The sequence below is a fragment of the Micromonospora sp. RB23 genome (assembly GCF_053585025.1).
This window is the reverse complement of the sequence record NZ_CM132111.1, coordinates 1,114,327-1,139,420: the sequence shown is the minus strand read 5'-3', so window position 1 is coordinate 1,139,420 and position 25,094 is coordinate 1,114,327. Positions and strand designations below refer to the sequence as shown.

Here is a 25,094-nt window from a genome sequence, read left to right as displayed (position 1 = left end):
GGCCTCGCTGAGGGTGGTTTCCCACACCGAGTTGGGCACGGATGGCCGTGGGCGGGAATGATTGCCGGGTGCGGTTTCTCTCCGGCGCGGCCCCCGCGCACGACCTGACCTACACCGACGTCTTCATGGCGCCGGCCCGCTCCGACCTCGGCTCCCGGCTCGACGTGGACCTGTCGACCGGCGACGGCACGGGCACCACCATCCCGCTGGTGGTGTCGAACATGACGGCGGTCGCCGGCCGGCGGATGGCCGAGACGGCGGCCCGGCGGGGCGCGATCACGGTGATCCCGCAGGACATCCCGATCGAGGTCGTGGCGAACGTCGTCGCCTGGGTCAAGCAGCGGCACCTCGTCTACGACACGCCCATCACCCTGGGCCCGACCGAGACCGTCGGCGACGCGATCCACCTGCTGCCGAAGCGGTCGCACGGCGCGGTGATCGTGGTCGACGAGGCCGGCCGGCCGATGGGCGTGGTCACCGAGGCGGACACCATGGGCGTGGACCGGTTCGCCCAACTGCGCCACGTGATGTCGACCGAGCTGCACACCGTCCCGGCGGACGCGGACCCGCGTACCGGCTTCGACCGGCTCTCCGCCGGCCGGCGTCGGCTCGCCCCGGTGGTGGACTCCGACGGCCGACTGGTCGGGGTGCTGACCCGGCAGGGCGCGTTGCGGGCCACCCTCTACACGCCGGCCGTGGACGAGAAGGGTCGGCTGCGCATCGCGGCGGCGGTCGGCATCAACGGGGACGTCACCGGCAAGGCCGCCGCGCTGCTCGAAGCCGGGGTCGACACGCTTGTCGTGGACACCGCGCACGGCCACCAGGCGCGGATGATCTCGGCGTTGCAGGCGGTCCGCAAGCTGGACCCGGGCGTACCCGTGGCGGCCGGCAACGTGGTCACCGCCGAGGGCGTACGCGACCTGGTCGAGGCCGGCGCGGACATCATCAAGGTCGGTGTCGGTCCGGGCGCGATGTGCACCACGCGGATGATGACCGGCGTGGGCCGGCCGCAGTTCTCCGCCGTCCTCGACTGCTCGACGGCCGCCCGCCAGCTGGGCCGACACGTCTGGGCCGACGGCGGCGTACGCCATCCCCGCGACGTGGCGCTCGCGCTCGCCGCCGGCGCGTCGAACGTGATGATCGGCTCCTGGTTCGCCGGCACCTACGAGTCCCCCGGCGACCTCTACACCGAACCGGACGGCCGGCGGTACAAGGAGAGTTTCGGCATGGCCTCGGCGCGAGCGGTCAGCGCCCGTACGGCCGACGACAGCCCGTACGACCGGGCGCGCAAGGCGGTGTTCGAGGAGGGCATCTCCTCGGCCCGGATGTACCTGGACCCGAACCGCCCCGGCGTCGAGGACCTGATCGACGAGATCATCGCCGGCGTGCGCAGCGCCTTCACCTACGCCGGCGCCCGCAACCTGACGCAGTTCCACGAGCGGGCGATCGTCGGCGTCCAGAGCGCAGCCGGCTACACCGAGGGAATGCCCCTCCCCACCAGCTGGTAGAACCAACCCCGCCCCGCCCGCGTCGATCATGGAGTAGTGGTGCCTGACACAACGGGCAGCACTGGGCGAAGCACCCACCACAACTCCATGATCGGCGCTACACCCTCGAGGGGTGGGGTTAGGGGGTTAGGCGGGCTAGGACTTCGCGGGCTGCTGTGCGGGGGTCTTCGCCTACCCGGTCCGGGAGGGCGCCGGCCAGCCAGAGGGTGGCGAAGCCGTGGGCTATCGACCAGGCGGCGAGCGAGTCCCGGTCGGTGTCGGCGGGCGCTCCACGGGCGGCCACCCCCGAGCGGAGGGCTGTTCCGGCCCGCTCGCGTGCGGCGGTCAGCTCGGGGTCGTCGGGCCGGTACAGCTCGGGTCGGAACATCACCTCGAAGTAGGCGCGGTGCGCCACGGCGAAGTCCACGTACGGGCAGCGCACTGGCCCGACTGACCGGCCTGGCCGGCGTCTCCGCACTCGACGGTTGGCATCCCGCACTGCGGGTCGGCCTGGCCCTGATGTTCGTGGTGACCGGCAGCGCGCACTTCGTCGGTCGACGCCGCGCCGACCTGATCGCGATGGTCCCGCCCCGACTGCCCCGGCCGGATCTGCTGGTCACGCTCACCGGCGCGCTGGAGCTGGCCGGTGCGGTCGGGTTGCTGATCCCCGCGACCGCCCGCCTCGCCGCGGCCGGCCTCGGCCTGCTCATGCTCGCGATGTTCCCGGCGAACGTCTCGGCCGCGCGCCGAGGGCTGCTCCTCGCCGGACGCCCGGTCACCCGGCCGGGGCGGCGCACCGCCCTGCAACTCGTGTTCGTCGCCACCGCTGCGGCTATTTCGTTTGGCCCCTGACTATCAGGGGGCTAACCTACCCTCGTGGAACTCATCACCCTCCAGGATGTGCCGCTCGGTCGACTGCTGGTCGTGGCCGGGCACCTCGTCGGGCAGCGGTGGAACCGCTACCTCGCCGAGGAGCACGGCCTCACCCAGGCCGGCATGATCACCCTGATGACGCTCGCCCGGCACGGCGAGCTGCCCCACCGCCAGGTCGCCGAGAAGGGATTCGTCCGCCCGGCAACGCTGACCGGCATCGTCGACACCCTCGAACGCGACGGCCTGGTCGAGCGCCAGCGCGACGACAACGACCGGCGCAGCATCCGACTCGCCATCACCCCCGCCGGCCGGGAGCGGGTGGCCGCCCTCGGCGCTCTCATGCACTCCGGACGCCCGCTCACCTCGGTCGACGCCGACCCGGCGAAGGCCCAGGTGATCCGGGAGTTCCTACTCGAAGTCATCGGCAGCGGTCACGACCCGCAGATGACCGGACGACCCACCGACGCGGAGGAACCGTCGTGCTGATCCGACTGTTACGCGGCCAACTGAGCCCGTACTCCAGACCACTGATGGCGGTGGTGCTGCTCCAGTTCGTGGGCACCATGGCCTCGCTCTACCTGCCCAGCCTCAACGCGGACATCATCGACAAGGGTGTGGCCCGGGGCGACACCGGCTACATCGTGCACACCGGCGGCTGGATGCTGCTGGTCAGCCTGATCCAGATCGTCTGCTCGATCGCGGCCGTCTACCTGGGGGCGCAGGTCGCCATGGGCTTCGGCCGGGACGTCCGCGCCCGGCTGTTCTCGCACGTCAACCGCTTCTCCGCCCGTGAAGTGGCCCGGTTCGGGGCACCGTCGCTGATCACCCGCAACACCAACGACGTCCAACAGGTGCAGATGCTCGTGCTGATGAGCTGCACCATGCTGGTCGCCGCACCGATCATGAGCGTCGGCGGGGTGGTCATGGCGCTGCGCGAGGACATCGGGCTCTCCTGGCTGATGCTGGTCAGCGTGCCGGTGTTGGCCGTCGCGCTGAGCGCCATCATCCGCCGGATGGTGCCGGGCTTCCGGCTGATGCAGACCCGGATCGACACGGTCAACCGGGTGCTGCGCGAGCAGATCACCGGCATCCGGGTGGTCCGCGCGTTCGTCCGCGAGCCGTACGAGACGGAGCGCTTCGGCGTCGCCAACGCCGACCTGACCGCCACCGCGCTGCGTACCGGACGGTTGTTGGCGTTGATCTTCCCGGTGGTCATGCTGGTACTGAACGTCTCCAGCGTGGCGGTGCTCTGGTTCGGCGCGCAGCGGGTCGACTCCGGCGCGATCCAGATCGGCGCGCTCACCGCGTTCCTGGCGTACCTGATGCAGATCCTGATGGCCGTCATGATGGCCACCTTCATGCTGATGATGGTGCCCCGGGCGGCCGTCTGCGCCGAACGCATCGTCGAGGTGCTGGACACCGACTCCTCGGTGGTCCCCGCCGCCGCGCCGGTCACCGAACTGCCCACCCGGGCCGAGTTGGAGCTGCGCGGGGTGCGCTTCCAGTACCCGGGCGCGGTCGAGCCGGTGCTGCGCGACATCTCCTTCCGCGCCACCCCCGGCACCACGACGGCGATCATCGGCAGCACCGGCGCCGGCAAGACGACCCTGCTGTCGCTCATCCCCCGCCTGGTCGACGTCACCGACGGGGCGGTACTTGTCGACGGGGTCGACGTACGCGAGTTGGAACCCGACGAACTGTGGCGACGCATCGGGCTGGTGCCGCAGCGGCCGTACCTGTTCACCGGCACGGTCGCCAGCAACCTGCGCTACGGCAACCCGGACGCCACCGACGATGAGCTGTGGGCGGCGTTGGAGATCGCCCAGGCCCGGGACTTCGTGGCCCAGATGCCCGGCGGGCTGGACGCGCCGATCGCCCAGGGCGGCAGCACCGTCTCCGGCGGGCAGCGGCAACGTCTGGCCATCGCCCGGGCGTTGGTCCGGCAGCCGGAGATCTACCTGTTCGACGACTCGTTCTCGGCGCTGGACCTCGGCACCGATGCACGGCTGCGGGCAGCGCTGCGGCCGGTCACCGCGCAGTCGGCAGTGGTGATCGTCGCGCAGCGGGTGTCCACGATCGTCGACGCCGACCAGATCATCGTGCTCGAGAACGGAGGGGTCGTCGGAGTGGGACGACACGCGGAGTTGCTAAAGACCTGCCCGACGTACGCCGAGATCGTGGCCTCCCAGCAGACGACGGAGGTGGCGGCATGAGCGAGCGCGACGAATCGCGGACCGCGGCCGTACCCAGTCAGAAGCCGGCCGGCGACGCGCCGGCGCCGACCGGCGGAGCCGCGCCGCAGCCCGGCGGCGACGCGCGGACGCCGAAGCGGCTGCCGGCGGGCCGGCCGGGCGGCGGCCCGCCGTGGATGAGCGCGGGGATGCCCGCCGAGAAGTCGATGAACTTCGGGCCGTCGGCCCGGCGGTTGCTCGGCCGGCTGCGCCCGCACCGCCTGCACCTGGGCGCGATCATCACGCTCGCCGTGGTGAGCGTCGGTTTCAGCGTGGCCGGACCGAAGATCCTGGGCCACGCCACCGACCTCATCTTCAGTGGGGTGATCGGTCGGCAACTGCCCGCGGGCACCACCGTCGACCAGGCCGTCGCCGGGGCACGGGCCAGCGGCAACGAGAGCTTCGCCGACATGCTGGCCCGGATGGACGTGGTGCCCGGCGTGGGCATCGACTTCGACGCGCTGGGCCGGGTCCTGCTGTTGGCGCTCGGGCTCTACCTGGCGTCGAGCGTGCTGTCGTGGTGGCAGGGCTGGCTGCTCAACGGGGTGGTCCAGCGCACGGTGCTGCGGCTGCGCGCCGAGGTGGAGGAGAAGCTCAACCGGCTGCCGCTGCCCTACTTCGACCGGCAACCCCGTGGTGAGCTGCTCAGTCGGGTCACCAACGACATCGACAACATCTCCACCAGCCTCCAGCAGACCCTCAGTCAGCTGCTCACCTCGCTGCTGACCGTTGTCGGCGTACTCGGTGTGATGTTCTGGATCTCGCCGCTGCTGGCCCTGGTGGCGCTCGTCGCGGTACCGCTGTCGGTGCTGGTCACCCAGCGCATCGCCAAGCGCTCGCAGAAGCAGTTCGTCGCGCAGTGGACGCACACCGGCGCGTTGAACGGCCAGATCGAGGAGGCGTACACCGGGCACGAGCTGGTGAAGGTCTTCGGCCGGCAGCGTGAGGTGGAGGCCGCCTTCCACGCGAAGAACGAGGAGCTGTTCCGGGCCAGCTTCGGCGCGCAGTTCATCTCCGGGATCATCATGCCGTCGATGATGTTCATCGGGAACCTGAGCTACGTGGCGATCGCGGTGGTCGGTGGCCTGCGGGTGGCCTCCGGTGCGATGAGCCTCGGTGACGTGCAGGCGTTCATCCAGTACTCCCGCCAGTTCACCCAGCCGCTCACCCAGCTCGCCTCGATGGCCAACCTGCTCCAGTCCGGAGTGGCGTCGGCCGAACGGGTCTTCGCCGTGCTCGACGCCGACGAGCAGAGCCCCGACCCGGCGCAGCCGGTCCGGGTCGTCGACCCGCACGGCCGGGTCGAGTTCGCGCACGTCTCCTTCCGGTACGCGCCGGACAAGCCCCTGATCGACGACCTGTCGCTGGTCGCCGAGCCGGGGCACACGGTCGCGATCGTCGGCCCGACCGGCGCGGGTAAGACCACCCTGGTCAACCTGATCATGCGTTTCTACGAGCTGGACGCCGGCCGGATCACGCTCGACGGCGTGGACATCACCACGATGCGCCGCGACGACCTGCGCGGACGGATCGGCATGGTGCTCCAGGACACCTGGCTGTTCGGCGGCACCATCCGCGACAACATCGCGTACGGCCGCCCCGACGCCACCGAGGAGGAGATCGTCGCCGCGGCCCGGGCCACCTTCGTGGACCGGTTCGTGCGCAGCCTGCCCGACGGCTACGACACCGTCATCGACGAGGAGGGCAGCAACGTCAGCGCCGGCGAGAAACAGCTCATCACCATCGCCCGGGCGTTCCTCGCCGAACCGTCCCTGCTGATCCTCGACGAGGCCACCAGCTCGGTGGACACCCGTACCGAGGTGCTGCTCCAGCGGGCGATGGCGGCGCTGCGTTCGGACCGGACGAGCTTCGTCATTGCGCACCGGCTCTCCACCATCCGGGACGCCGACCTGATCCTGATGATGGAGAACGGGCGCATCGTCGAGCAGGGCACCCACGAGCAGTTGCTCGCCGCCCACGGCGCGTACCACCGGCTGTACCGCTCGCAGTTCACTCAAGCGGTGGTCGACGACGAGTCGGCCACCGCCTCCCAGCCGGCGTCGGTCTAGCGTGTCAGCCCGGGAGCAGATCCGCCGAGCGGGCCGCGACCTGCCCGCCGATCAGGGCGAGCGCGGCGGCGGCCGGCATCGGAGCCAGGGCACGACCGTCGCGCAGCCGGAGAGCGAGCGCGCCGTCGGCGGCCTCCCGGGCACCCAGCACCCCGAGGTACGGGACGCGGCGGCGGGCCGCGTCCCGGACCCGGGCGCCGAGCGAGCCGGCGACGTCGACCTCGACACGCAACCCGGCGTCGACGGCCCGCCGGGCGAGGTCGGCAGCCGCGTCGGCCTGCCCGTCGTCCACCGGCAGCACCACCAACTGGACAGGCGCGTACCAGGCCGGGAACGCGCCCTCGTGCGCCTCGATGAGGTACGCGAACAGCCGTTCCATGCTGCCGACCAGGCTGCGGTGCAGCATCACCGGCCGACGCCGGCTGCCGTCGGAGTCGGTGTACGACAGGTCGAACCGCTCCGGCTTGTCGAAGTCCACCTGGATGGTGGAGATGGTCGACTCCCGGCCCATCGCGTCGACGATCTGGATGTCGATCTTCGGTCCGTAGAACGCGGCCTCTCCTTCGGCCTCGACGTACTCCACCCCGGCCAGCGCGCCGCGCAGCAGGTCCTCGGCGCGAGCCCACTGCGCGTCGTCGCCGACGTACTTCTCCCCCGGCCCGCGCAGCGACAACCGGAAGCCCGCCGGACGCACACCGAGCGCGGCGTGCGCGGCGCGGATCAGCCCGAGGATCTCGGCGACCTCCGCGCCGACCTGCTCGGGAGCGCAGAAGGTGTGCGCGTCGTTGAGGGAGATGGCCCGTACCCGGGACAGCCCGCCGAGCACCCCGGAGCGCTCCGCGCGGTACATGCCGCCCAGCTCCGCGACGCGCAGCGGCAACTCCCGGTAGGAGCGGCCCCGGGCACGGAACACCAACGCGTGGTGCGGGCAGAGCGCCGGCCGGAGCACGAACTCGTCGTCGGCACTGAGCCGCAGCGGCGGGAACATGTCGTCGGCGAAGTAGCCGAGATGGCCGGAGAGTTCGAACAGTTCGCGCTTGCCCAGGGGCGGCGAGTAGACGTGCTGGTGGCCGGAGCGGCGCTCCAACTCCCGGACGTACTCCTCGACGGCGTGCCGGGCGGCGGCGCCGGCCGGCAACCAGATGGGCAGGCCGGCGCCGGCCAACGGATCGGAGACGAACAGGTCCAGCTCGCGGCCGAGCCTACGGTGGTCGATCATGTCGGGCTCCTGGATCGGGTACGACCCGGAGGCGACCTGGACACCGAACGCCGAACGGCCCTCGGGGGCGGATCGCCCCGGGCCTGGTCGACGGTGGTTACGTCAGAGCGGCACGCCGGGGACACCCGGCGTCGTCGTCATCACTACCGCGCTGCGCATGCCGCGACGCTACCCGTCGGGCGGTCGGGGACGCACCCGGATTTGCGGCGGCGGGAAGAGGGGCGGGCCGCCGGCGCGGGACCCGCCGGCGGCCCTGGGCGGCCCGCGTCGTCAGGAACGGGGGACCCGACGTGCTGGGCCGCGCCCGACCACGGTACGCCGACGGCCGCCGATCCGGCGACCACCTCGGCCGGGCTGGGACCGTCACCAGCGAGGGCTTGCCTCGTTGGGACAAGGTGGCCCTGTGGTGTCGGCGGTCACGACGCCCCGGGGCCGTTCACGGTGACGCCGGCCATGCCGTCAGGCTCAAGACACCCAATCGGCCGCATCCGGCGAGGTGGCAGGCGTGCCCGAACTACTGACTGACGTCGCATCGCCGACGTGGGCGTACCTGGTGCTGCTCGGGCTCCTCATCGCCGACGCCTTCGTACCCGTCATCCCGACCCAGATCGTCATGATCACCAGTGGCGCGCTGACCGTGTACGGCGGCTTGAGCCTGCCGGTCACCATCGCCGTCGGCGCGCTCGGCGTGTTCGCCGGTGACCTCGCCTGCTACCTGCTCGGCCGTCTCGCCCCGGACCGGCGGGCGCCCCGGCACGCCGAGCCCAGCCGCGCCCGCCGCGTCGCCAGCCGCGTCACCCAGGGTCTCCGGCAACCCGGCCCACTTGTCATCCTGCTGTGCCGGTTCGTGCCCGGCGGACGGATGGCAGCCTGTTTCTCGGCCGGCCGCAGCCGCTACCCGTACCGGCTGTTCGCGCTCTACGAGATGATCGCCGCGCTGGGCTGGGCCAGCTACGGCGCGCTGGTCGGGCACCTGGGCGGCGCCGCGCTCACTGAGTCGGCCTGGCGGCTGGCCATCATCGCCGCCGCCGCCGCGGCCGGTTTCGCCGCCGCCGGATGGGCGATGACAGTGGTCAGCGCCCGCCACGCCCGCACGGCCACCCAGGTCCCCCTCGACTGAGTGTCACTCAGTCCTGCGGGTATAAGGTTGACTTATATTGACGGCATGTGAGAGGTCAAACTTCACCCCGAGGTTGAGAAATGGTTCCTCCACCTCTGCGAGACGGAACCAACCAGCGCCGACCTCGTCAGCGAGGCCATCGACCTCCTCGCCGAACACGGTCCCGCTCTCGGCCGCCCCTTGGTCGACCGCCTCAAAGGCAGCATCTTCCACCACATGAAGGAGTTGCGACCCGGCTCGGCCGGCTCCACGGAGATCCGCATGATCTTCGCTTTCGATCCCGTCCGAGAGCAGTCTTCCTGGTCGCTGGAGACAAATCGGGTCAGTGGCAGAGTTGGTACAGGACGGCGGTCTCTCTCGCGGACGACCGATTCCAGGAGCACCTCTCAAGGCTGAAGGAAGCGCAGAGATGACCGACGGAGTGGACTGGCGGGATGTCCGGGCCAAGGCCCGAGAACTCGATCCGTCCTGGGAACATCCAGACCGGGTCGCCCGGCGAGCTCAGCACCGCGAACAGATGTTGGCGCTGGTGAGCGGCGCCCAACTGGCGGAGATCCGCAAGCACCTGGGGATGACCCAGGCTCAACTGGCCGAGGCCGCAGGGTTGAGCCAGGCAAGGATCAGTCAGATCGAGAACGGCGAACACACCAGTCTGGACACCCTTCGCGCCTACGTCACCGGCCTGGGGGGCCACCTCGACATCGTCGCCCGCATCGGGAACATCCACCTCAACGTCGCCTAGGGCGAGGGCGACGGAGGACCGGCCTCTAGGGGTGGGTTCTGCGGGTGAAGTCGGTGGCGGTCCCGGATCTGGCTGGGGTGTTCGCGGCGACAGGCTGAGGCATGCCTGGAACCCGGAGTACCGGCCTGCTGGCCCTCGGCGGGATCGCCGTGGCGGCGCTGCTCACCGTGATCGGCCACCTGGAAGTCAACGACGACCTCAACCCGTGGGCGCTGACCATCAGCGACTTCGCCGTCTCCGACCGGGGCGGTGTCATCGACGTCGCCATGGTGGTGCTGGCCCTCGCCACCGTGGCACTGATGTACGGGCTACGCCGCACCGGCACGCCGCCCGGACGGGCGGTGGAGCTGCTGTTCGGCGCCTGGGTGACGGGGCTGCTGCTGGCCGCCGCGGTGCCGACGAACGAGCCGGGCACCGGCATGACCACGTCCGCCTACGTGCACCGGTACGCCTCGGTGGTCGCCTTCCTGGCTCTCCCGATCGGCGGTTGGCTGCTCGCGCGTCGCCCCGACCTGACGCCTGCCGCGTCCCGGCTCCGTGCCCTCGTGGTGCTGAGCCTGGTTCTGGCGGCGGGGATGGTCTGGTCCGCCTACCCCGGCGAGCGCCTGCTGATCGGCCTGGCCGAACGCCTCCTGATCGTCACCGAGGTAGCGGTCCTGGCGACGGTAGCGGTAACCCAGGTCCGGCGTTCACCCGTCGATCATGGAGTCGTGGTGCCTCACGAAAGGGGCGTGGCACCGCAGAACGGCCACCACAAGTCCATGATCGACGAGAACGGCTACTCCAGTTCGTGGAGCATGAGCTGGCGGGCCGACTCGGTGATCGAGCCGGAGAGGCTCGGGTAGATGGTGATCGTCTGGGCCAGCTCGTTGACCGTCAGATTGTTCTCCACGGCCATCGTGATGGGCAGGATCAGCTCGCTGGCCTTGGGCGCGACCACCACACCGCCGATCACCTGACCGCTGGCGGGCCGGCAGAACAGCTTCACGAAGCCGTCGGAGAGGTCGTCCATCTTGGCGCGGGCGTTCCCGGACAACGGCAGCATCACCTGCCGGGCCGGCACCTTGCCCGCGTCGACCTCGTCCTGCGAGACGCCGACGGTGGCCAGCTCCGGGTCGGTGAAGACGTTCGCGGCGACGGTCCGCAGCCGCAGCGGGCGGACCGCCTCACCGAGGGCGTGCCACATGGCGATCCGACCCTGCATGGCGGCGACGCTCGCCAGCAGCAGCACGCCGGTGCAGTCACCGGCGGCGTAGATGCCGGGCACGTTCGTCCGGGAGACCCGGTCGACCGTGACGTAACCGCCCCGACCCAGCTCCACGCCGTACTCGGCCAGGCCCAGCTCGGCGGTGTTCGGAATCGAACCGACCGCGATGAGGGCGTGCGAACCGGTGACCCTGCGCCCGTCGGACAGCTCCACCTCGACCCCGTCGGCGGTACGACGCACCGCGTCGGCCCGGGAGTTGTTGAGGATGTTCATGCCCCGGTTGCGGAACACCCGCTCGATGGCCGACGCCGCGTCGGCGTCCTCGTGCGGCATCACCCGGTCGCGGCTGGAGACGAGGGTGACCTCCACCCCCATCGCGAGGTACGCGCTGGCGAACTCGGCGCCGGTCACGCCCGAGCCGACCACGATCAGGTGCTCCGGCAGCTCCGGCAGGTCGTACACCTGACGCCAGGTCAGGATGCGCTCGCCGTCGGGTACGGCGGTGGGCAACTGCCGGGGCGTCGAGCCGGTGGCCACGAGCACGGTGGACGCGTCGATCGGGTACTCCTCGCCACCGTCGGCGGGCGTGACGATGACCCGGTGGGTGTGCCCGAGCGCGTCCTCCCCGAGACGGGCGGTGCCGGCCACGAAGGTGACACCCGCCTTGAGCAGCTTGGCGTGGATGTCGGCGGACTGCGCCAGCGCCAGCCGCTTCACCCGCGCGTGCACGGCCTGCGCGTCGACGGTCACCGCTTCCAGGCCGTCCGAGTGCACCCCGAACTCCTCGGTGTCCCGGTAGCCGGTGACCACCTGAGAGCTGGCGATGAAGGTCTTCGACGGTACGCAGTCGGAGAGCACACAGGCCCCGCCCGCGCCGTCGGCCTCGACCACGGTGACATCGGCGTCCAGTTGGGCGGCGACCAGTGCCGCCTCGTACCCGGCCGGCCCACCGCCGATGATCACGATCCGGCTCACAGCGCCATCCTTTCGCTCGCGGCTGCGGGGCTCCGCTGCGCTGCACTCCTCGCGCTCACAGCGTTCGCCCTTCGTTGGTGCTCACAGTGACTTTCTTCTCCCGAGCGCATCCGACACGCACAGTCGTATTCTCCCCCACCCACAAGCCGGGCTATCGTCATCGCCGTGGGTCATCACGCCGCCTACGGCTCAAACCTCGATCCGTCCCGGATGCGGGCCTACTGCCCGCACTCCCCGATGGTCGGCACCGGCTGGCTGGAAGGCTGGCGGCTGACCTTCGCCGGTGAGGATGTGATCGGCTGGGAGGGCGCGGTGAGCACCGTCGTCGAGTCTCCCGGCGACCGGGTGTTCGTGGCGATCTACGACATCCACCCGTACGACGCGGCCCAGCTCGACGAGATCGAGGGCGTGACCGCCGGCACCTACCGCAAGCTGCACGTACGGATCTCCACCCTCGACGGCGACGTCACGGCGTGGATCTACGTGTTCGACGGGTACGAGGGCGGACTGCCGACCTCGTGGTACCTGTCCGAGATCGCGAACGCCGCCAAGAAGGCGGGCGCGCCGGACGACTACGTCACCGAGCTGCGGTCCCGCCCCACCGGCACCGCGTCGCCGTAGCGCGTATCCCACGCCTCCAGTCTGCAACCGTCGTCGACCCGGACGCCCGGCGGGCCCGGCCGGGGTCGTCAATCACACACCGGCGGCCGGGACGACCCGCTCGTACATGTCGGTCCACCCGGTCTCCCGCAGGCCCACCGAGCGGTAGAGCGACAGCGGGGCGGTCTGGTTGGTGAGGTCCACGCCGAGGCCGGCGAACTGCCGGCCCTTGTCGGCGTAGCGGGCGAACGCGCGGCGCAGCAGCGCCGCACCGACACCCCGGCGGCGGTACGCGGGTAGCACCGACAGACTCTTCACCCAGCCCTCCTGCCGGTCGAGCGCCTGGTCCGAGGACTGCAACGCGCCGGCGAGCACCCCGTCGACCTCGGCGACGAACCACTCGTCCCAGGCGGTCACGTCACCGATGCGGGCCCGCCACCTGTCGTACGACAGCGGCTCGTGGTCCGGGGTGTCGCCGAAGGCGATGTCGTGGATCCGGTGGAACTCCCGCAACTCGGCATCGTCGTCGGAGCGGACCGGCCGCACCGTGACGCCGGTCGGAGTGGCCGGCTCGACGGGCAGGTCGACCAACGATCGGCGCATCCGCACGTACCGCTTGGCGAGGGTGAAACCGGCGGCCCGCAGGTCCCGGTCCCAGTCGCGTTCCGGGGCGAACACCGCGCAGCGGACGGTGAGCGCCGGCAGTCGCCGTTCCGCGGCCCGCTCGGCGACCCGGTCGAGCTGGCGGGCGAGCAGCGGCGCACGAAGGGTGGCACCCCGCTCCGGGTCGACGTAGACCTCCACGAACTCCCGGCCGACCCCGGTCGGATTGTCGAGCGTCGCCCAGGCGACGACGGCGCCGTCCGGGTCGAGCGCCAACCAGGAGTCCCGGCTCGCGTCGAAGTAGGGCGCGGTCAGAGCCTCCTCCACGTCCTCGGCGTCGAAGTCGGGATGGCCGATGGCGAAGGTGTCGGCGGCGCGTACCACCGCGAGGATCGCCGGTACGTCGTCGAGGGTGGGCCGGCGCGCGGTCCAGCCGGCGGGAAGCGTCACGGCAGGAGATCCTGACAGCCGGCGGCCGGGAGCGCCGCCCATTTTCGTAGCTGGTCGGCTCGGTCAGGTGAGGCCGGCGCGGGTGTGGTGCAGCAACTCCACCAGCTCGGCGCCGTCGGCGGGACCGAGCGCCGCGAACGCGGGCGCGGCCAACCGGTTGGTCACCGCCTCCGCCCACAGCCGCCGACGCACCAGGGGCCCGACCGCGGGGTACGGCGGCGGCCAGCCGCACGCCACCGCGCCGGCCTCGCCCTCCGGCCCGGCCAGCACCGCCTCCAGCGGGGTCATGCCGGCGGCCCGTACCGCCAGCAGGTAGGCGCCGGTGAAGTGTTCGCGCAGCAGTCGCAGCCCGGCGGCGCTCCGGGCGCCCGGAGAGCGATCCGGCAGCGGCATGGCCCGCCACGCGGCGAAGAGCGGCATGCCGCTGGTGTCGGCGGCGGCGACAGCCCGCTCGACGAGGTCGGCCAGGCGCTCGGTCCCCGGTAGCGCGCCCAGCATCTCCGTCCCCCACCGGCAGCACTCGGCGAGACTCGCGGCGGCCACCTCGACGGGCGGCAGGACCCGGGCGGCGGCGTCCCACCCGTCGGCCACGGCGTCCGGCGCGACGAAGCCGATCGCGGCGGCGGCCGTCTCCGCGCGTACGTCGCCGAGCGCGCCGGCCCGGCCGCTGATGTAGAAGGCCCAGCCGGAGATGCCGAGCAGCCGAGCCCGACGCAGCGTGCTCGGGCACCTGCTGAACCCGTCGCCGAGGTCGAGGACGGCGGGTTTGCTGGCGGCGGCGACCTGCTCCGGCGTCATCCGGACGCCGCCCGCATGCGCCGCTCGGAGACGGCCGGCCGCAGACGGCCCACCCGCTCTTCGTCGTCCATCGATGTCAGTCTGCCGCCCCACCGCCCGCGTCCGCATCCCCCTCTTCGGCCACCAACGCCTCGACGGCCGCCTCGACCTCGCCCGCCCGACGGCGGGCCACGGTCACCGCCCGTTCGGCCGCACGCCGGGCCAGCTTGGCCCGGCTCAGGTCCTGTTCCGCCACCGCGCGACGGCGTTCCAACTCGGCCAACTCCGTTTCGATGCCGTCGAGTACGGCGATGCCGTCGCGCTCCTGCCCGGCAGCCTCGGCCAACTCGTCCTCAGCCCGCTGCTGGTCGGTGCGTGCACGGTCCAACTCGCGGTCCAGGGCCCGACGGCGGCGGGCACGCTCGGCCCGGGCCGCCCGCTGCGCAGCCCGCTCGGCCTGCGCGGCACGCTCCCCGGCGCGGTCGGTGCGACGGGTCGACTCCGAGCTTTCCCGCTGGACGCCCGGGCGCCGGGCCGGCGGCTCCTCCTCGTCGCCGGTGACCAGGCGCAACTGCGGCCGGGGCACCTCACCGAAGCCGGCGTAGGTGGCCGAGCGGAGCAGACGCCCCGCCCGCACCTGCTCGGCGACGTCGGCGTCGGAGAGCGCCGCGTTCAGGGTCGCCTCCACCTCGGCCAGCGGCAGCCGGCCGGCCGGTGGCGCCTCGGGCTCCCCCGCGGCGAGCGTACGGACCTCGGCGACCAGGGCCGCCACCACCGCGCGGCGCTGGGCCGACAACTCCCGCAGCCGGGGGCCACGCAGTTCCCGCTGGGCCGTTCGGAGCGCGTCGGCGAGACCGACCAGGTCGGCGACCAGCTCGGGGCGTTCGATGGCGAGCAGGTTGACCAGCCAGGCGGCGACGGTGGGGCGGCGCAGCCGGGCCAGTTGCCGGGCGGAGGTCGCGTCGCCGGCTCGCCGGGCCTCGGCCACCGCGGCGTCCCGGGCGGCCACGAACCGGTCCGGTGGGGTGCGGTAGAGCTGTCGCACCAGCTCCGCGGAGGGGCCGGGCATCGCGTCAGACGTCCACCCGGGTACCGGGCTCCAGACGTTGGTACTCGGTGCCGGACATCGCGGCGTACTGCCGGTTGAGCACGCCCAGCCCGTTGTGGTTGAGCAGGGCGTCGTGCACGGCGTACGCGCGGCGCGGGGCGACCGCCCGGATGAAGTCGAGCACCTCGGAGAACTTCGACCAGGGTGCGTGGATCGGCGCGAGGAGCGTGTCGACAGGCGTCTCCTGCGGTACCACGAGCGAGTCGCCGGGATGGTAGACCACGTCGTTGATGAGGTAACCGATGTTGTCGATCACCGGGATGTCCGGGTGGATGACCGCGTGCCGTCCCCCGTAGGCGCGGACCGCGACCCCGGCGGCGGTGAACGACTCACCGGGCTCGACGGGGCACAGCGCCTCGGCCGCGTCGCCGAGAGCGTCGGCGAGCGAGGCGGGCCCGTAGATCGGGAACGGCTGCCGGTCGAGCTGGAGGCGCACCGCGGCCGGGTCGAGGTGGTCCGCGTGCTCGTGGGTGACGAGCACCGCGTCCGCACCGTCGAGCGCCGTCGCGGGATCGCTGAACACTCCGGGATCGACCACGAGCACTCCGCCGTCGTGTTCCACCCGGACACAGGAGTGGGCGTACTTGGTGAGCCGCATCGTGACTCCTCGACTATCGAATCGTGATGTCCTCAGCGCAGTCTGCCGGAACCAGCCGGTGGACGCGTCGCGTCCGAACTATCGCCACCGAAGCTGACGACGATAGGAGCGGGGATGGACGAACGGAGAGGACGACGCCGCTGCGCACTCCTGGCGGCGGGAACACTTGTGGCGGCGCTGGCCCTGGCGGGGTGCGGCGCCGGCGACAGCGGATCTTCGGATTCGGCGGGTACGGCGGCCGAGGCGCCGCAAGGCGCACAGGGGGCGCTCGACAAGGGCAGCGGGGCCGAGGCGGCGGGGACCGCCGGGGCCGGCGCTCCGGATCTGCGGGTCGACCAGCGGGCGATCATCTACACCGGATCGATGCGGGTGCAGGTGGCCGATGTGGACGCGGCGGCCCGTGAGGTCAGCGCGGTGGTCACCCGGGCGGGTGGTTTCATCGGCGGGGACCAGCGGCGCAGCGCCGAGGCCGACGCGGTGGCCGAATTGGAGTTGCGGGTGCCGGCGGCCAGGTTCGCCGCGGTGGTGGAGGAGGTCGCGAAGCTCGGTCGACAGGAGAGCCGCGAGATCAACACCCAGGACGTCACGGAGGAGACCGTCGACCTGGAGGCGCGGATCGTCACGCAGCGGGCGCGCGTGGACAGCGCGCGACGGCTGCTCGCCCGCGCCAACTCGATCGCCGACCTCGTGTCGCTGGAGAACGAGTTGGGTCGCCGGGAGGCGGACCTGGCCTCGCTGGAGGCCAAGAAGCGCCGCCTGGCCGACCTGACCGCCCTGTCCACGATCACGGTGTCGCTGGCCGGGCCCGCAGCGAAGAGCACTGAGGAGAAGTCCGAGACCGGCTTCCTGGTCGGGCTCAAGGGCGGCTGGGAGGCGTTCGTCACCTCGATGACCATCCTGCTCACCGTCCTGGGCGCGCTGCTGCCATGGCTGGTGGCGTTCGGCGTACCCCTGGCGGTCCTGCTGCTGGCGCTGCGCCGGCGACGGCGGTCGCCGGCGCTGGTCGCCGAGGTCAGCGCGCCGCCGCCAGTGCCCGCAGCGCGGTCTGCACCATGACGCGTACGCCGGCCGGGATGGCCCGCTCGTCCACGTCGAAGGACGCCCGGTGCAGGTCGACGTTCGGCCCGATACGGCCGACGCCGAGGCGGGCGAGCGCGCCGGGGACGTACTCCAGGTACCAGGAGAAGTCCTCGCCGCCCATGCTCTGCGGCGTCTCGGCGATGCCCTCCGGCCCGAGCGCCGCGCCGGTGGCGGCGGTCAGCACCTGGATGGCCCGCGAGTCGTTGCTGACCGGCGGTCGGCCGCGCAGGTACTCCAGGTCGACCGTCGCGCCGGTGGGCGCGATCACGTCCCGGACCACCTGAGCCACGATCTTGGGGGCCTGCTCCCAGGTGTCGCGGTCCATCACCCGCAGGGTGCCCGAGGCGGACGCCTCGGAGGGAATGACGTTGTAACGGGTGCCGGCCGAGGCGTGGCCGAAGACCAGCAGCAGCCCGCTGTTGGCCGGCACCCGGCGGCTGACCAGGGCGGGGACCTCGGTGATCAACCGACCGAGGGCGTCGACCAGATCCACGGTCAGGTGGGGCCGGGCGGTGTGCCCGCCCGGCCCGGAGAGCCGGACGGTGACGTTGTCGGCGGCCGCCGTGATCGGGCCGACGCGCAGGCCGACCTGGCCCACCGGCAGGTTCGGGTCGCAGTGCAGGGCGAAGATCTGCACCACGTCGTCCAGGCCACCGGCCTCGATGACCTCCAGCGAGCCGCAGGGCAGGATCTCCTCGGCCGGCTGGAAGATCAGCCGGACCCGGCCGTCCAGCTCGCCGAGGTCGGCGAGCTGGGCCAGCAGCATGCCGACGCCGAGCAGGATCGAGGTGTGCACGTCGTGGCCGCAGGCGTGGCAGACGCCCTCGACGGTGGAGCGGTACGGCACGTCCTTGGGGTCGTCGAGCGGCAGGGCGTCGATGTCGGCGCGCAGCGCGACGACCGGGCCGTCCGGGCGACCGTTGACGTCGCAGATGACGCCGTTGCCCTTGGGCAGCAGTCGGGGGTTCAGGCCCGCCAGGGAGAGTTCCCGGGCGATCAGGGCCGCCGTCTCGAACTCCGAACCGGACAACTCGGGGTGCGAGTGGAGGTGACGGCGCGTGGCGATGAGGCCGGGTACCCGAAGAGCGAGCAGGTGGTCCAGGTCGCGGGGCAGGGGCTGGGACCCGGGCGGAGTCTCTTCCAGCCAGGACGACGCCAGCTGGCCGCCCGTGGGCAGCGTCAACGCACTCGTCACGTCGAATTCTCGATCACTAGAGATGGATGGATCATCGGGGACAGCAGACAGCCTAGACCTCCGACGGTGACGCTGCGCAACCTCGTTACGGTGATGATCGGACCGCGCAGCGTCACGTATGCCCTGCTGAGCGCGCTCATCGAGGTACGGGACCGCAGGTAGATCGCGTTCAAACGCCGTCATCTGCCCCCTCACCTCCTACAACGCGTAACCGACCCGAGTGGCCACGAGTTGCCATGCCGCCCATGGACCCACGCTGCGAATTGTCGCATTAGTCAGGGTGATGAACTGACACTCCGACAATAAGACGACCACTCTCCGCAACGAGCCGGACAAGGACGCTCACATAACCTCGCCGACGCCGACCGCACACCGTGTGCGTTCCGGTCCAGTTATGGGCGTACCCCCGGAGCCGGCCGGACACACCCGACGCCGGTCGCGTCAGAACCGGTCGGTGGGCCGGTACTGCCCCCACACCTCGCGCAGCGTGCCGCAGACCTCGCCCACGGTGGCCCGGGCCCGCAGCGCCTCCCGCATCGGGTACAGCACGTTGTCCGAGCCCTCGGCGGCGGCCCGCAGGTCCGCCAGAGCACGCGTCACCGCGTCGGCGTCCCGCCCGGCCCGCAGCCGGGCCAACCGCTCGGCCTGCGCCGCCTCGATCGTCGGGTCGACCCGCAACGGCTCGTACGGCTCCTCCTCGTCGACCGTGAACCGGTTGAGCCCCACCACCACCCGCTCACTGGAGTCGATCTCCTGGGCGATCCGGTACGCGGACTGCTCGATCTCCCGCTTCTGGAAACCCGCCTCGATGGCGTCGACCGCCGAACCGTGATCGGCCACCCGCTCCATCAACTCGACGGCGGCGGCCTCGATCTCGGCGGTCATCGCCTCCACCACGTACGAGCCGGCGAACGGGTCGACGGTGGCTGTGAGGTCCGTCTCGTACGCCAGCACCTGCTGGGTGCGCAGCGCGAGCCGGGCGGCCTTCTCGGTGGGCAGCGCGATGGCCTCGTCGAAGCTGTTGGTGTGCAGCGACTGCGTACCGCCGAGGACCGCGGCCAGCCCCTGCACCGCGACCCGGACCAGGTTCACCTCCGGCTGCTGGGCGGTGAGCTGCACACCGGCGGTCTGGGTGTGGAAGCGCAGCATCATCGACTTCGGATCCCTGGCGCCGAAGTCGTCACGCATGAGCCGGGCCCAGATCCGCCGGGCGGCGCGGAACTTCGCCACCTCCTCCAACAACGTGGTGCGGGCCACGAAGAAGAACGAGAGCCGGGGCGCGAAGTCGTCCACCGCGAGACCCGCGGCCAACGCCGCCCGGACGTACTCCACACCGTTGGCCAGGGTGAACGCGATCTCCTGCGCGGGCGTCGCGCCGGCCTCGGCCATGTGGTAGCCGGAGATGGAGATGGTGTTCCACTTCGGCACCTCCTTGCGGCAGTACGCGAACGTGTCGGCCACCAGCCGCAGCGACGGCTTCGGCGGGAAGATGTACGTCCCCCGGGCGATGTACTCCTTGAGGATGTCGTTCTGGATGGTGCCGTTGAGCGCCGAGCCGGCGACGCCGTTCTCCTCCGCGACGAGCTGGTAGAGCAGCAGCAGCACCGAACCGGGAGCGTTGATGGTCATCGAGGTGGAGACCTTGTCCAGCGGGATGTCGGCGAAGAGCAGCCGCATGTCCTCGATGGAGTCGATGGCCACGCCGACCTTGCCGACCTCGCCGTGCGCGATCGGGTCGTCGGAGTCGTACCCCATCTGGGTCGGCAGGTCGAAGGCGACCGAGAGTCCGGTCGTGCCGGCCCGCAACAGTTGGTGGTACCGGGCGTTGGACTCGGTGGCGGTGCCGAAGCCGGCGTACTGGCGCATGGTCCACGGACGGGAGGTGTACATCGTGGGGTAGACCCCCCGGGTGTACGGGAACTCGCCGGGGCCGCCCAGCCGGGAGTCCAGGTCCTCCGGAAGGTCGGCCGCCGTGTAGACGCCCTTGATCGGGAAACCGGACTCGCTTGACCGCGGTTCGCTCATCCCCGGATGGTAGGACGCCCTGGCCCGAGGTCGGGTGAGGGATACCGCACAGTGCGTCCCGACCGGTCGACGGGAGGTGAACGGTTGGGCACGATCTGTCGACTTCGCCAAACGTCCGCCGCGTCGGCTTTCGCATCGGGCGTCGGAACCAGCAAGATAGGGGGGTTGTGTCCCAGCCCCCCTCGATTTCCCCCGGTGGCTTTTCTGTGACTCAGATCCCGACGTGGAGCGGCGGACAGGTAAGTCCCGCCAGCGGACGAGCAGCGCCCGGCACCACCATCGGTGACCGGTACTCGCTGCGGTCCGCGGTGGGCAACGGCGGCATGGGCACGGTGTGGCGCGCCACAGACACCCTGCTGCGCCGCGATGTGGCGGTGAAGGAGGTCGTCCTCCCGCCGGGGCTGGCCCCCAGTGACCGCGACGCCATGTACGAGCGGACGCTGCGCGAGGCCCGCGCCGCCGCCGCCATCCAGCACCCCGCCGTGGTGCAGGTGTACGACGTGGTCACCGAGGCCGGTCGGCCGTGGATCGTCATGGAGCTGCTGGACGCCCGCAGCCTCGCCGACATGGTCATCGAGGACGGTCCGGTCGCGCCCCGGGCGGTCGCCAAGATCGGCATCGCGCTGCTCGGCGCGCTGGAGGTGGCGCACGCCATCGGCGTCCTGCACCGCGACGTCAAACCGGCCAACGTGCTGATCTGCTCCGACGGCCGTTGCGTGCTGACCGACTTCGGTGTGGCGCGGATGCCCACCGACGTGCAGCTCACCACGCCCGGCATGGTGCTCGGCTCCCCGCACTTCATCTCGCCCGAGCGGGCCATGGGCCAGGAGTTCGGTCCGCCGAGCGACCTCTTCTCGCTGGGTGTGACGCTCTACACGGCCGTGGAGGGGCGTCCGCCGTTCGACAAGGGCGACCCCATCGAGACCATGCACGCCGTCGTCGAGGACCCGCCGGCCCCGCCGCAGCGCAGCGGCCCGCTGACCCGGGTGCTGATGGGCCTGCTGGAGAAGGACCCGGCCCGCCGGCTGGACGTGCACACCTCCCGGGGCATGCTGCGTGAGCTGCTCGCCGGCCCGTTGGGCAGCACCGCCACCGCCGTGCACTCGGTCACCGACCCGTACGCCGTCGTGCCGGTACAGCAGCGTCCGGCCCCCGTGCACGCGCCGGCCGCACCGGAGTCGAAGTCGGACAGCCAGATCGGTGGCCGGGCCATGCTCGGCCCCGAGGAGTCGTTGACCGACCGGTTGGCCGCGCTGCGCCGGGGTGAACGCCCCCAGCCGGCCGGCGCGGCCGCCGCCGCGGCCCTCGACGAGACCAGCGCCGACGCGCTCGCGGGTCCGCTGCACACCCCCACGGGCGCGATGCCCGCCTCGGGCCGCCCCACCGCGGGTCGTACCTACGGCGGCAGCGCGGACGCCACCCAGCGGGTGGATGCCGGCGCCCACCCCGATGCCACCCAGCGGGTCACCTACGGCAACCGGCCCGACGCGACCCAGCCGGTCGGCTACGGCGCGCCCGAGGCCACCCAGCGCATCGGCGGCACGTACGGCGGCGGCAACCAGTGGTCGGTGCCGGGCACGGGCCAGCCCTGGACGACGACGCCGCCCCCGGCCGCCGGCGGCGGCAGTCCCCTGGACAAGGTCCGCGCGACCGGCGGTCAACTCGTCACCACGGTCAAGGGCTGGCCACGCAAGGTCCAGCTCGCCGCGGCCGGCGGTCTGGCCGTGGTGCTGCTGATCAGCATCGTGGCGCTGTCCGGCGGGGACGACCCTGCGCCGAGCACCCCGCAGGCGCAGCCCACCCCGTCCGTCGCGGCGGGCCCCGGCATCGAGATGCAGGAGCACGCGGCCCGCGGCATCCAGGTCATGGTGCCGAAGGGTTGGAAGAAGTCCACCGGCGGCTCGTACACCGACTACGTCGACCCGGAGGACAGCGGCCGCAAGGTGCGCATCATCACCGAGAAGTGGTCCAGCAGCTCCAGCCGGTGGGCCGAGACGGCCGAGAACGGCCTCAAGACCAGGAGCACCTCCTGCGTCAAGCCGTACGAGCAGGTCGCCTCCACCGAGACCAAGCTGGCCGACAAGCCGGCCGCCGAATTCGAGTACACCTGCGGCCAGGGCGACACCATGCGGCACGGCATCTGGCGTGGCGTCGCGCAGGACGGCAAGGCGTACTCGTTCTACCTGACCGCGAACGACGCGAAGTTCGCCGAGAGCAAGCCGATCTTCGACGAGATGGTGCGCACGTTCCAGCTCACCGGCGACGGCTGAGCCGAGGGAAGCAGCAGCGGTGATCCGCCGTCGTGCTATCAAGGGGCATGGCGGCGGACACCACTGACATCGACGACATTCGCGAGCAAGCTCGGCGTTGGCTGGCCGACGACCCCGACCCGGCGAGCCGGGACGAGCTGACGGCGGTGCTCGACGGGCTGCCGGCGAGCGCCCCGGAGCTGGCCGACCGGTTCGCCGGCCCGCTGACCTTCGGCACCGCGGGGCTGCGCGGTCCGCTGCGCGCCGGCCCGAACGGCATGAACCTCGCCGTGGTCACCCAGGCCGCCGCCGGCCTGGTCACGTGGCTCGCGGCCCAGGGCGGCACCGGCCCGCTGGTGATCGGGTACGACGCCCGGCGCGGCTCCCGCCAGTTCGCCGAACGCACCGCTCAGGTGGCGACCGGCGCCGGCCGGCCGGCGCTGCTGCTCCCCCGCCCGCTGCCCACCCCGGTCCTCGCGTACGCGGTCCGTCAACTGGGCGCGGTGGCCGGCGTGATGGTCACCGCCAGCCACAACCCGCCGCAGGACAACGGCTACAAGGTCTACCTGGGTGCGGAGCTGGGCGGTGAGCTGGGCGCCGGGGCGCAGATCGTGCCGCCGGCCGACGCCGGCATCGAGGCCGCCATCCGGGCCGTCGGCCCGCTGACGCAGGTGCCGCTGGGGCGGCCCGGCGAGGTGCTCGGTGACGATCTCGTCGCCGCGTACGTCGAGCGGGCCACCACCGTGATCGACCCGGACGGGCCACGGGACCTGTCCGTGGCGTACACCCCTCTGCACGGGGTGGGCGCGGCGGTGCTCACCGCGGCGTTCGCACGGGCCGGTTTCCCGATCCCCGGCGTGGTGCCCGACCAGGCCGAGCCCGACCCGGCTTTTCCGACCGTCTCGTTCCCCAACCCGGAGGAGCCCGGGGCCGTCGACCGGCTGATCGCGCTGGCCGACGCCACCGGCGCGGACCTCGCCATCGCCAACGACCCGGACGCCGACCGCTGCGCCGTGGTCGTCCGCGAGGGCTCGCCCGCGAGCCCGGGGAGTGCGCTTGCGAGCCCGGCGGTCGAGGGCGATGACCGGCACGGCTGGCGGATGCTGCGCGGCGACGAGGTGGGCGTGCTGCTCGCCGACCACCTGATGCGACGCGGCGTGACCGGGCTCTACGCCACCACCATCGTCTCGTCGTCGCTGCTGCGGGCGATGTGCGCGGCCCGGGGCCTGCCCTACGACGAGACGCTGACCGGCTTCAAGTGGATCGTGCGGGCCGGCGGCGGGAGCGCACCGCTGGTCTTCGGCTACGAGGAGGCGCTCGGTTACTGCGTCGCCCCGGAGCACGTCCGGGACAAGGACGGCATCACCGCGGCGCTGACGGTGGCCGAGCTGGCCGCCGGCCTCAAGGCGCAGGGTCGGACGCTGACCGACCGGCTGGACGAGCTGGCCGCCGAGTTCGGCGTGCACCAGACCGACCAGCTCTCCGTCCGGGTGGACGACCTGCGGGAGATCGCCGACGCGATGACCCGGATCCGGGCGGCCACCCCGGGCTCGCTGCTGGGCCAGCCGGTCGACAGTGTCCGGGACCTGTTGCCCGAGTCGGACGTGGTGATCCTGCGTACCGCGACGGCCCGGGTGGTGATCCGCCCCTCCGGGACCGAGCCGAAGCTCAAGGCGTACCTCGAGGTGGTGGAGCCGGTGACCGACGGCGATGTCGCCGCCGCGCGGAGCCGGGCCGGCGCGGCGGTCGCGCGGCTGCGGAGCGAGATCGCCGCCGCCCTCGGGGTGTAGTGCCCAGCGGTCAGCGACGGGGGCCGAGTGCCTGGTCGACGGCGATGGCCAGGGCGGCGACCACCAGGCCGACGGACGGGCGGACCACCGAGTCGTCGGTGCTCACCTGACCGGAGAAGCCCGCCCCGGTGGCGATCTCCTCCAACCGGCGGCGGGCGGTGGCGGCCTCCTCGCCGCTCACGCCCAGCGCGGACTCCATCCGCAGCACGACGACCAGGGTGGCGAGGGCCGCGGTCCGCTCGTCCGGGGCCGCCGCGCCGGCCAGCGCCTCGGCCAGCCGCCGGCGGGTGTCCGCCTCGACGGAGGTGTCCACCACGGGATAGCGGTGCACGTGGATGAAGCCCAGCTCGGTCTCGTCGATATCGCGGACGACACCCTGGGAGCACAGGTCACCGAGGATCTTGTCGCGCAGGCCGTGCCGCAGGCGCTGCACCCACGAGGCCGGGGTGTGCGGGGTGTCGGCGGCGATCCGGGCGAGCACCTCGTCGGTGACCGGCTCGCCGGTGGGCGTCGCGTCGATCACGGTCAACGACCCGTCGCCGTACGCGATCCGGCCGGCCAGCGCCAGCTCGACCAGCACGGCGGCGGCCATGCCCAGGTCCAGGCTGATCCGCGGCATGGTCGCCTTGCCGGTCGAGTCGTCGTAGGCGAGGAGCAGAAGCTCCTCGGCGAGCGCAACACCAGTCATGGCCGGAG

At 72.1% G+C, this 25,094-nt stretch carries 22 protein-coding genes and 1 pseudogene; 13 read left to right on the top strand and 10 right to left on the bottom strand.

Features of this window, described 5'->3' with window-relative positions:
* The first annotated feature begins 68 nt into the window (after window positions 1-68).
* Window positions 69-1,508, top strand: coding sequence for a GuaB1 family IMP dehydrogenase-related protein (locus ACTFTM_RS05305; protein WP_449564736.1), 1,440 nt, complete (start codon window positions 69-71; stop codon window positions 1,506-1,508).
* Between the two features lie 118 nt (window positions 1,509-1,626).
* Here the strand turns inward: ACTFTM_RS05305 and ACTFTM_RS05300 are convergent.
* Window positions 1,627-1,917, bottom strand: a pseudogene (locus tag ACTFTM_RS05300) (TetR-like C-terminal domain-containing protein); the annotation flags it as partial.
* An 11-nt stretch (window positions 1,918-1,928) separates the two neighbouring features.
* On the opposite strand from ACTFTM_RS05300, the gene ACTFTM_RS05295 reads away from it, so the two are divergent.
* From ACTFTM_RS05295 to ACTFTM_RS05280, 4 genes are all read left to right on the top strand, one after another.
* Window positions 1,929-2,339 (top strand): DoxX family protein, encoded by a 411-nt coding sequence (locus ACTFTM_RS05295; RefSeq protein WP_449566547.1) that lies wholly within the window; start codon window positions 1,929-1,931, stop codon window positions 2,337-2,339.
* Between the two features lie 24 nt (window positions 2,340-2,363).
* Window positions 2,364-2,846 carry a MarR family winged helix-turn-helix transcriptional regulator gene (locus ACTFTM_RS05290; protein WP_449564735.1) on the top strand — a complete coding sequence of 161 codons (483 nt, stop codon included), beginning with the start codon at window positions 2,364-2,366 and terminating at the stop codon, window positions 2,844-2,846.
* A complete protein-coding gene (locus ACTFTM_RS05285) occupies window positions 2,840-4,573 on the top strand; it encodes an ABC transporter ATP-binding protein (RefSeq protein WP_449564734.1) in 1,734 nt (577 codons plus the stop codon). Before ACTFTM_RS05290 ends, ACTFTM_RS05285 begins: the two co-directional genes overlap by 7 nt.
* 155 nt (window positions 4,574-4,728) lie before the next feature.
* On the top strand, window positions 4,729-6,660 hold the full coding sequence (locus tag ACTFTM_RS05280) for an ABC transporter ATP-binding protein (protein WP_449566546.1): 1,932 nt from the start codon (window positions 4,729-4,731) through the stop codon (window positions 6,658-6,660).
* Between the two features lie 4 nt (window positions 6,661-6,664).
* On the opposite strand, the gene thrS is transcribed toward ACTFTM_RS05280, so the two are convergent.
* Window positions 6,665-7,879, bottom strand: coding sequence for a threonine--tRNA ligase (gene thrS, locus ACTFTM_RS05275; RefSeq protein ID WP_449564733.1), 1,215 nt, complete (start codon window positions 7,877-7,879; stop codon window positions 6,665-6,667).
* 505 nt (window positions 7,880-8,384) lie between these two features.
* Here thrS and ACTFTM_RS05270 point away from each other — a divergent pair.
* The 4 genes from ACTFTM_RS05270 to ACTFTM_RS05255 all read left to right on the top strand — a co-directional run bounded on the left by ACTFTM_RS05270 (window position 8,385) and on the right by ACTFTM_RS05255 (window position 10,586).
* Window positions 8,385-8,999 (top strand): DedA family protein, encoded by a 615-nt coding sequence (locus tag ACTFTM_RS05270; protein ID WP_449564732.1) that lies wholly within the window; start codon window positions 8,385-8,387, stop codon window positions 8,997-8,999.
* 180 nt (window positions 9,000-9,179) lie between these two features.
* Window positions 9,180-9,395 (top strand): hypothetical protein, encoded by a 216-nt coding sequence (locus ACTFTM_RS05265; RefSeq protein ID WP_449564731.1) that lies wholly within the window; start codon window positions 9,180-9,182, stop codon window positions 9,393-9,395.
* Between the two features lie 13 nt (window positions 9,396-9,408).
* Complete coding sequence (locus ACTFTM_RS05260; protein WP_449564730.1) at window positions 9,409-9,741, top strand: helix-turn-helix domain-containing protein; 333 nt, start codon at window positions 9,409-9,411, stop codon at window positions 9,739-9,741.
* Window positions 9,742-9,842: 101 nt separating this feature from the next.
* Window positions 9,843-10,586, top strand: a complete 744-nt coding sequence (locus tag ACTFTM_RS05255) for a DUF998 domain-containing protein (protein WP_449564729.1) — start codon at window positions 9,843-9,845, stop codon at window positions 10,584-10,586.
* Here ACTFTM_RS05255 and ACTFTM_RS05250 read toward each other — a convergent pair.
* Window positions 10,520-11,923, bottom strand: coding sequence for an NAD(P)H-quinone dehydrogenase (locus tag ACTFTM_RS05250; RefSeq protein ID WP_449564728.1), 1,404 nt, complete (start codon window positions 11,921-11,923; stop codon window positions 10,520-10,522). The genes ACTFTM_RS05255 and ACTFTM_RS05250 overlap by 67 nt on opposite strands.
* Window positions 11,924-12,088: 165 nt before the next feature.
* Here ACTFTM_RS05250 and ACTFTM_RS05245 point away from each other — a divergent pair, with 165 nt between their 5' ends.
* On the top strand, window positions 12,089-12,544 hold the full coding sequence (locus tag ACTFTM_RS05245; RefSeq protein ID WP_449564727.1) for a gamma-glutamylcyclotransferase: 456 nt from the start codon (window positions 12,089-12,091) through the stop codon (window positions 12,542-12,544).
* A gap of 72 nt (window positions 12,545-12,616) precedes the next feature.
* Here the strand turns inward: ACTFTM_RS05245 and ACTFTM_RS05240 are convergent, their stop codons facing one another.
* The 4 genes from ACTFTM_RS05240 to ACTFTM_RS05225 all read right to left on the bottom strand — a co-directional run bounded on the left by ACTFTM_RS05240 (window position 12,617) and on the right by ACTFTM_RS05225 (window position 16,059).
* The gene (locus tag ACTFTM_RS05240; protein WP_449564726.1) at window positions 12,617-13,576 is read right to left on the bottom strand and encodes a GNAT family N-acetyltransferase; all 960 of its coding nucleotides are present in this window, start codon (window positions 13,574-13,576) and stop codon (window positions 12,617-12,619) included.
* Window positions 13,577-13,639: 63 nt separating this feature from the next.
* The gene (locus ACTFTM_RS05235) at window positions 13,640-14,374 is read right to left on the bottom strand and encodes an SCO6745 family protein (RefSeq protein WP_449564725.1); all 735 of its coding nucleotides are present in this window, start codon (window positions 14,372-14,374) and stop codon (window positions 13,640-13,642) included.
* A gap of 76 nt (window positions 14,375-14,450) precedes the next feature.
* A complete protein-coding gene (locus ACTFTM_RS05230) occupies window positions 14,451-15,422 on the bottom strand; it encodes a hypothetical protein (protein ID WP_449564724.1) in 972 nt (323 codons plus the stop codon).
* A gap of 4 nt (window positions 15,423-15,426) precedes the next feature.
* Window positions 15,427-16,059 carry an MBL fold metallo-hydrolase gene (locus tag ACTFTM_RS05225; protein WP_449564723.1) on the bottom strand — a complete coding sequence of 211 codons (633 nt, stop codon included), beginning with the start codon at window positions 16,057-16,059 and terminating at the stop codon, window positions 15,427-15,429.
* 93 nt (window positions 16,060-16,152) lie between these two features.
* Here ACTFTM_RS05225 and ACTFTM_RS05220 point away from each other — a divergent pair, with 93 nt between their 5' ends.
* Entirely contained in the window at window positions 16,153-17,115 is a 963-nt protein-coding gene (locus ACTFTM_RS05220) for a DUF4349 domain-containing protein (RefSeq protein ID WP_449566545.1), read from the top strand.
* Here ACTFTM_RS05220 and ACTFTM_RS05215 read toward each other — a convergent pair.
* Together ACTFTM_RS05215 and ACTFTM_RS05210 are read right to left on the bottom strand one after the other, a co-directional pair.
* Complete coding sequence (locus ACTFTM_RS05215) at window positions 17,072-18,334, bottom strand: amidohydrolase (protein ID WP_449564722.1); 1,263 nt, start codon at window positions 18,332-18,334, stop codon at window positions 17,072-17,074. The genes ACTFTM_RS05220 and ACTFTM_RS05215 overlap by 44 nt on opposite strands.
* A 441-nt stretch (window positions 18,335-18,775) precedes the next feature.
* Complete coding sequence (locus ACTFTM_RS05210) at window positions 18,776-20,359, bottom strand: acyl-CoA mutase large subunit family protein (protein ID WP_449564721.1); 1,584 nt, start codon at window positions 20,357-20,359, stop codon at window positions 18,776-18,778.
* 206 nt (window positions 20,360-20,565) lie between these two features.
* On the opposite strand from ACTFTM_RS05210, the gene ACTFTM_RS05205 reads away from it, so the two are divergent.
* Both ACTFTM_RS05205 and ACTFTM_RS05200 read left to right on the top strand, forming a co-directional pair.
* Entirely contained in the window at window positions 20,566-22,629 is a 2,064-nt protein-coding gene (locus ACTFTM_RS05205) for a protein kinase domain-containing protein (RefSeq protein ID WP_449564720.1), read from the top strand.
* A gap of 47 nt (window positions 22,630-22,676) precedes the next feature.
* Window positions 22,677-24,398, top strand: a complete 1,722-nt coding sequence (locus ACTFTM_RS05200) for a phospho-sugar mutase (protein ID WP_449564719.1) — start codon at window positions 22,677-22,679, stop codon at window positions 24,396-24,398.
* A gap of 10 nt (window positions 24,399-24,408) precedes the next feature.
* Here ACTFTM_RS05200 and ACTFTM_RS05195 read toward each other — a convergent pair whose 3' ends face one another.
* Window positions 24,409-25,086 carry a GOLPH3/VPS74 family protein gene (locus ACTFTM_RS05195; RefSeq protein WP_449564718.1) on the bottom strand — a complete coding sequence of 226 codons (678 nt, stop codon included), beginning with the start codon at window positions 25,084-25,086 and terminating at the stop codon, window positions 24,409-24,411.
* Window positions 25,087-25,094: the final 8 nt, after the last annotated feature.

Bases quoted from the DNA above. Each gene is read 5' to 3' on its own strand.
- ACTFTM_RS05280 (WP_449566546.1), top strand. From the start codon at position 4,729: ATGAGCGCGGGGATGCCCGCCGAGAAGTCGATGAACTTCGGGCCGTCG.
- thrS (WP_449564733.1), bottom strand. From the start codon at position 7,879: ATGATCGACCACCGTAGGCTCGGCCGCGAGCTGGACCTGTTCGTCTCC.
- ACTFTM_RS05260 (WP_449564730.1), top strand. From the start codon at position 9,409: ATGACCGACGGAGTGGACTGGCGGGATGTCCGGGCCAAGGCCCGAGAA.
- ACTFTM_RS05255 (WP_449564729.1), top strand. From the start codon at position 9,843: ATGCCTGGAACCCGGAGTACCGGCCTGCTGGCCCTCGGCGGGATCGCC.
- ACTFTM_RS05235 (WP_449564725.1), bottom strand. From the start codon at position 14,374: ATGACGCCGGAGCAGGTCGCCGCCGCCAGCAAACCCGCCGTCCTCGAC.
- ACTFTM_RS05230 (WP_449564724.1), bottom strand. From the start codon at position 15,422: ATGCCCGGCCCCTCCGCGGAGCTGGTGCGACAGCTCTACCGCACCCCA.
- ACTFTM_RS05225 (WP_449564723.1), bottom strand. From the start codon at position 16,059: ATGCGGCTCACCAAGTACGCCCACTCCTGTGTCCGGGTGGAACACGAC.
- ACTFTM_RS05210 (WP_449564721.1), bottom strand. From the start codon at position 20,359: ATGAGCGAACCGCGGTCAAGCGAGTCCGGTTTCCCGATCAAGGGCGTC.
- ACTFTM_RS05200 (WP_449564719.1), top strand. From the start codon at position 22,677: ATGGCGGCGGACACCACTGACATCGACGACATTCGCGAGCAAGCTCGG.
- ACTFTM_RS05195 (WP_449564718.1), bottom strand. From the start codon at position 25,086: ATGACTGGTGTTGCGCTCGCCGAGGAGCTTCTGCTCCTCGCCTACGAC.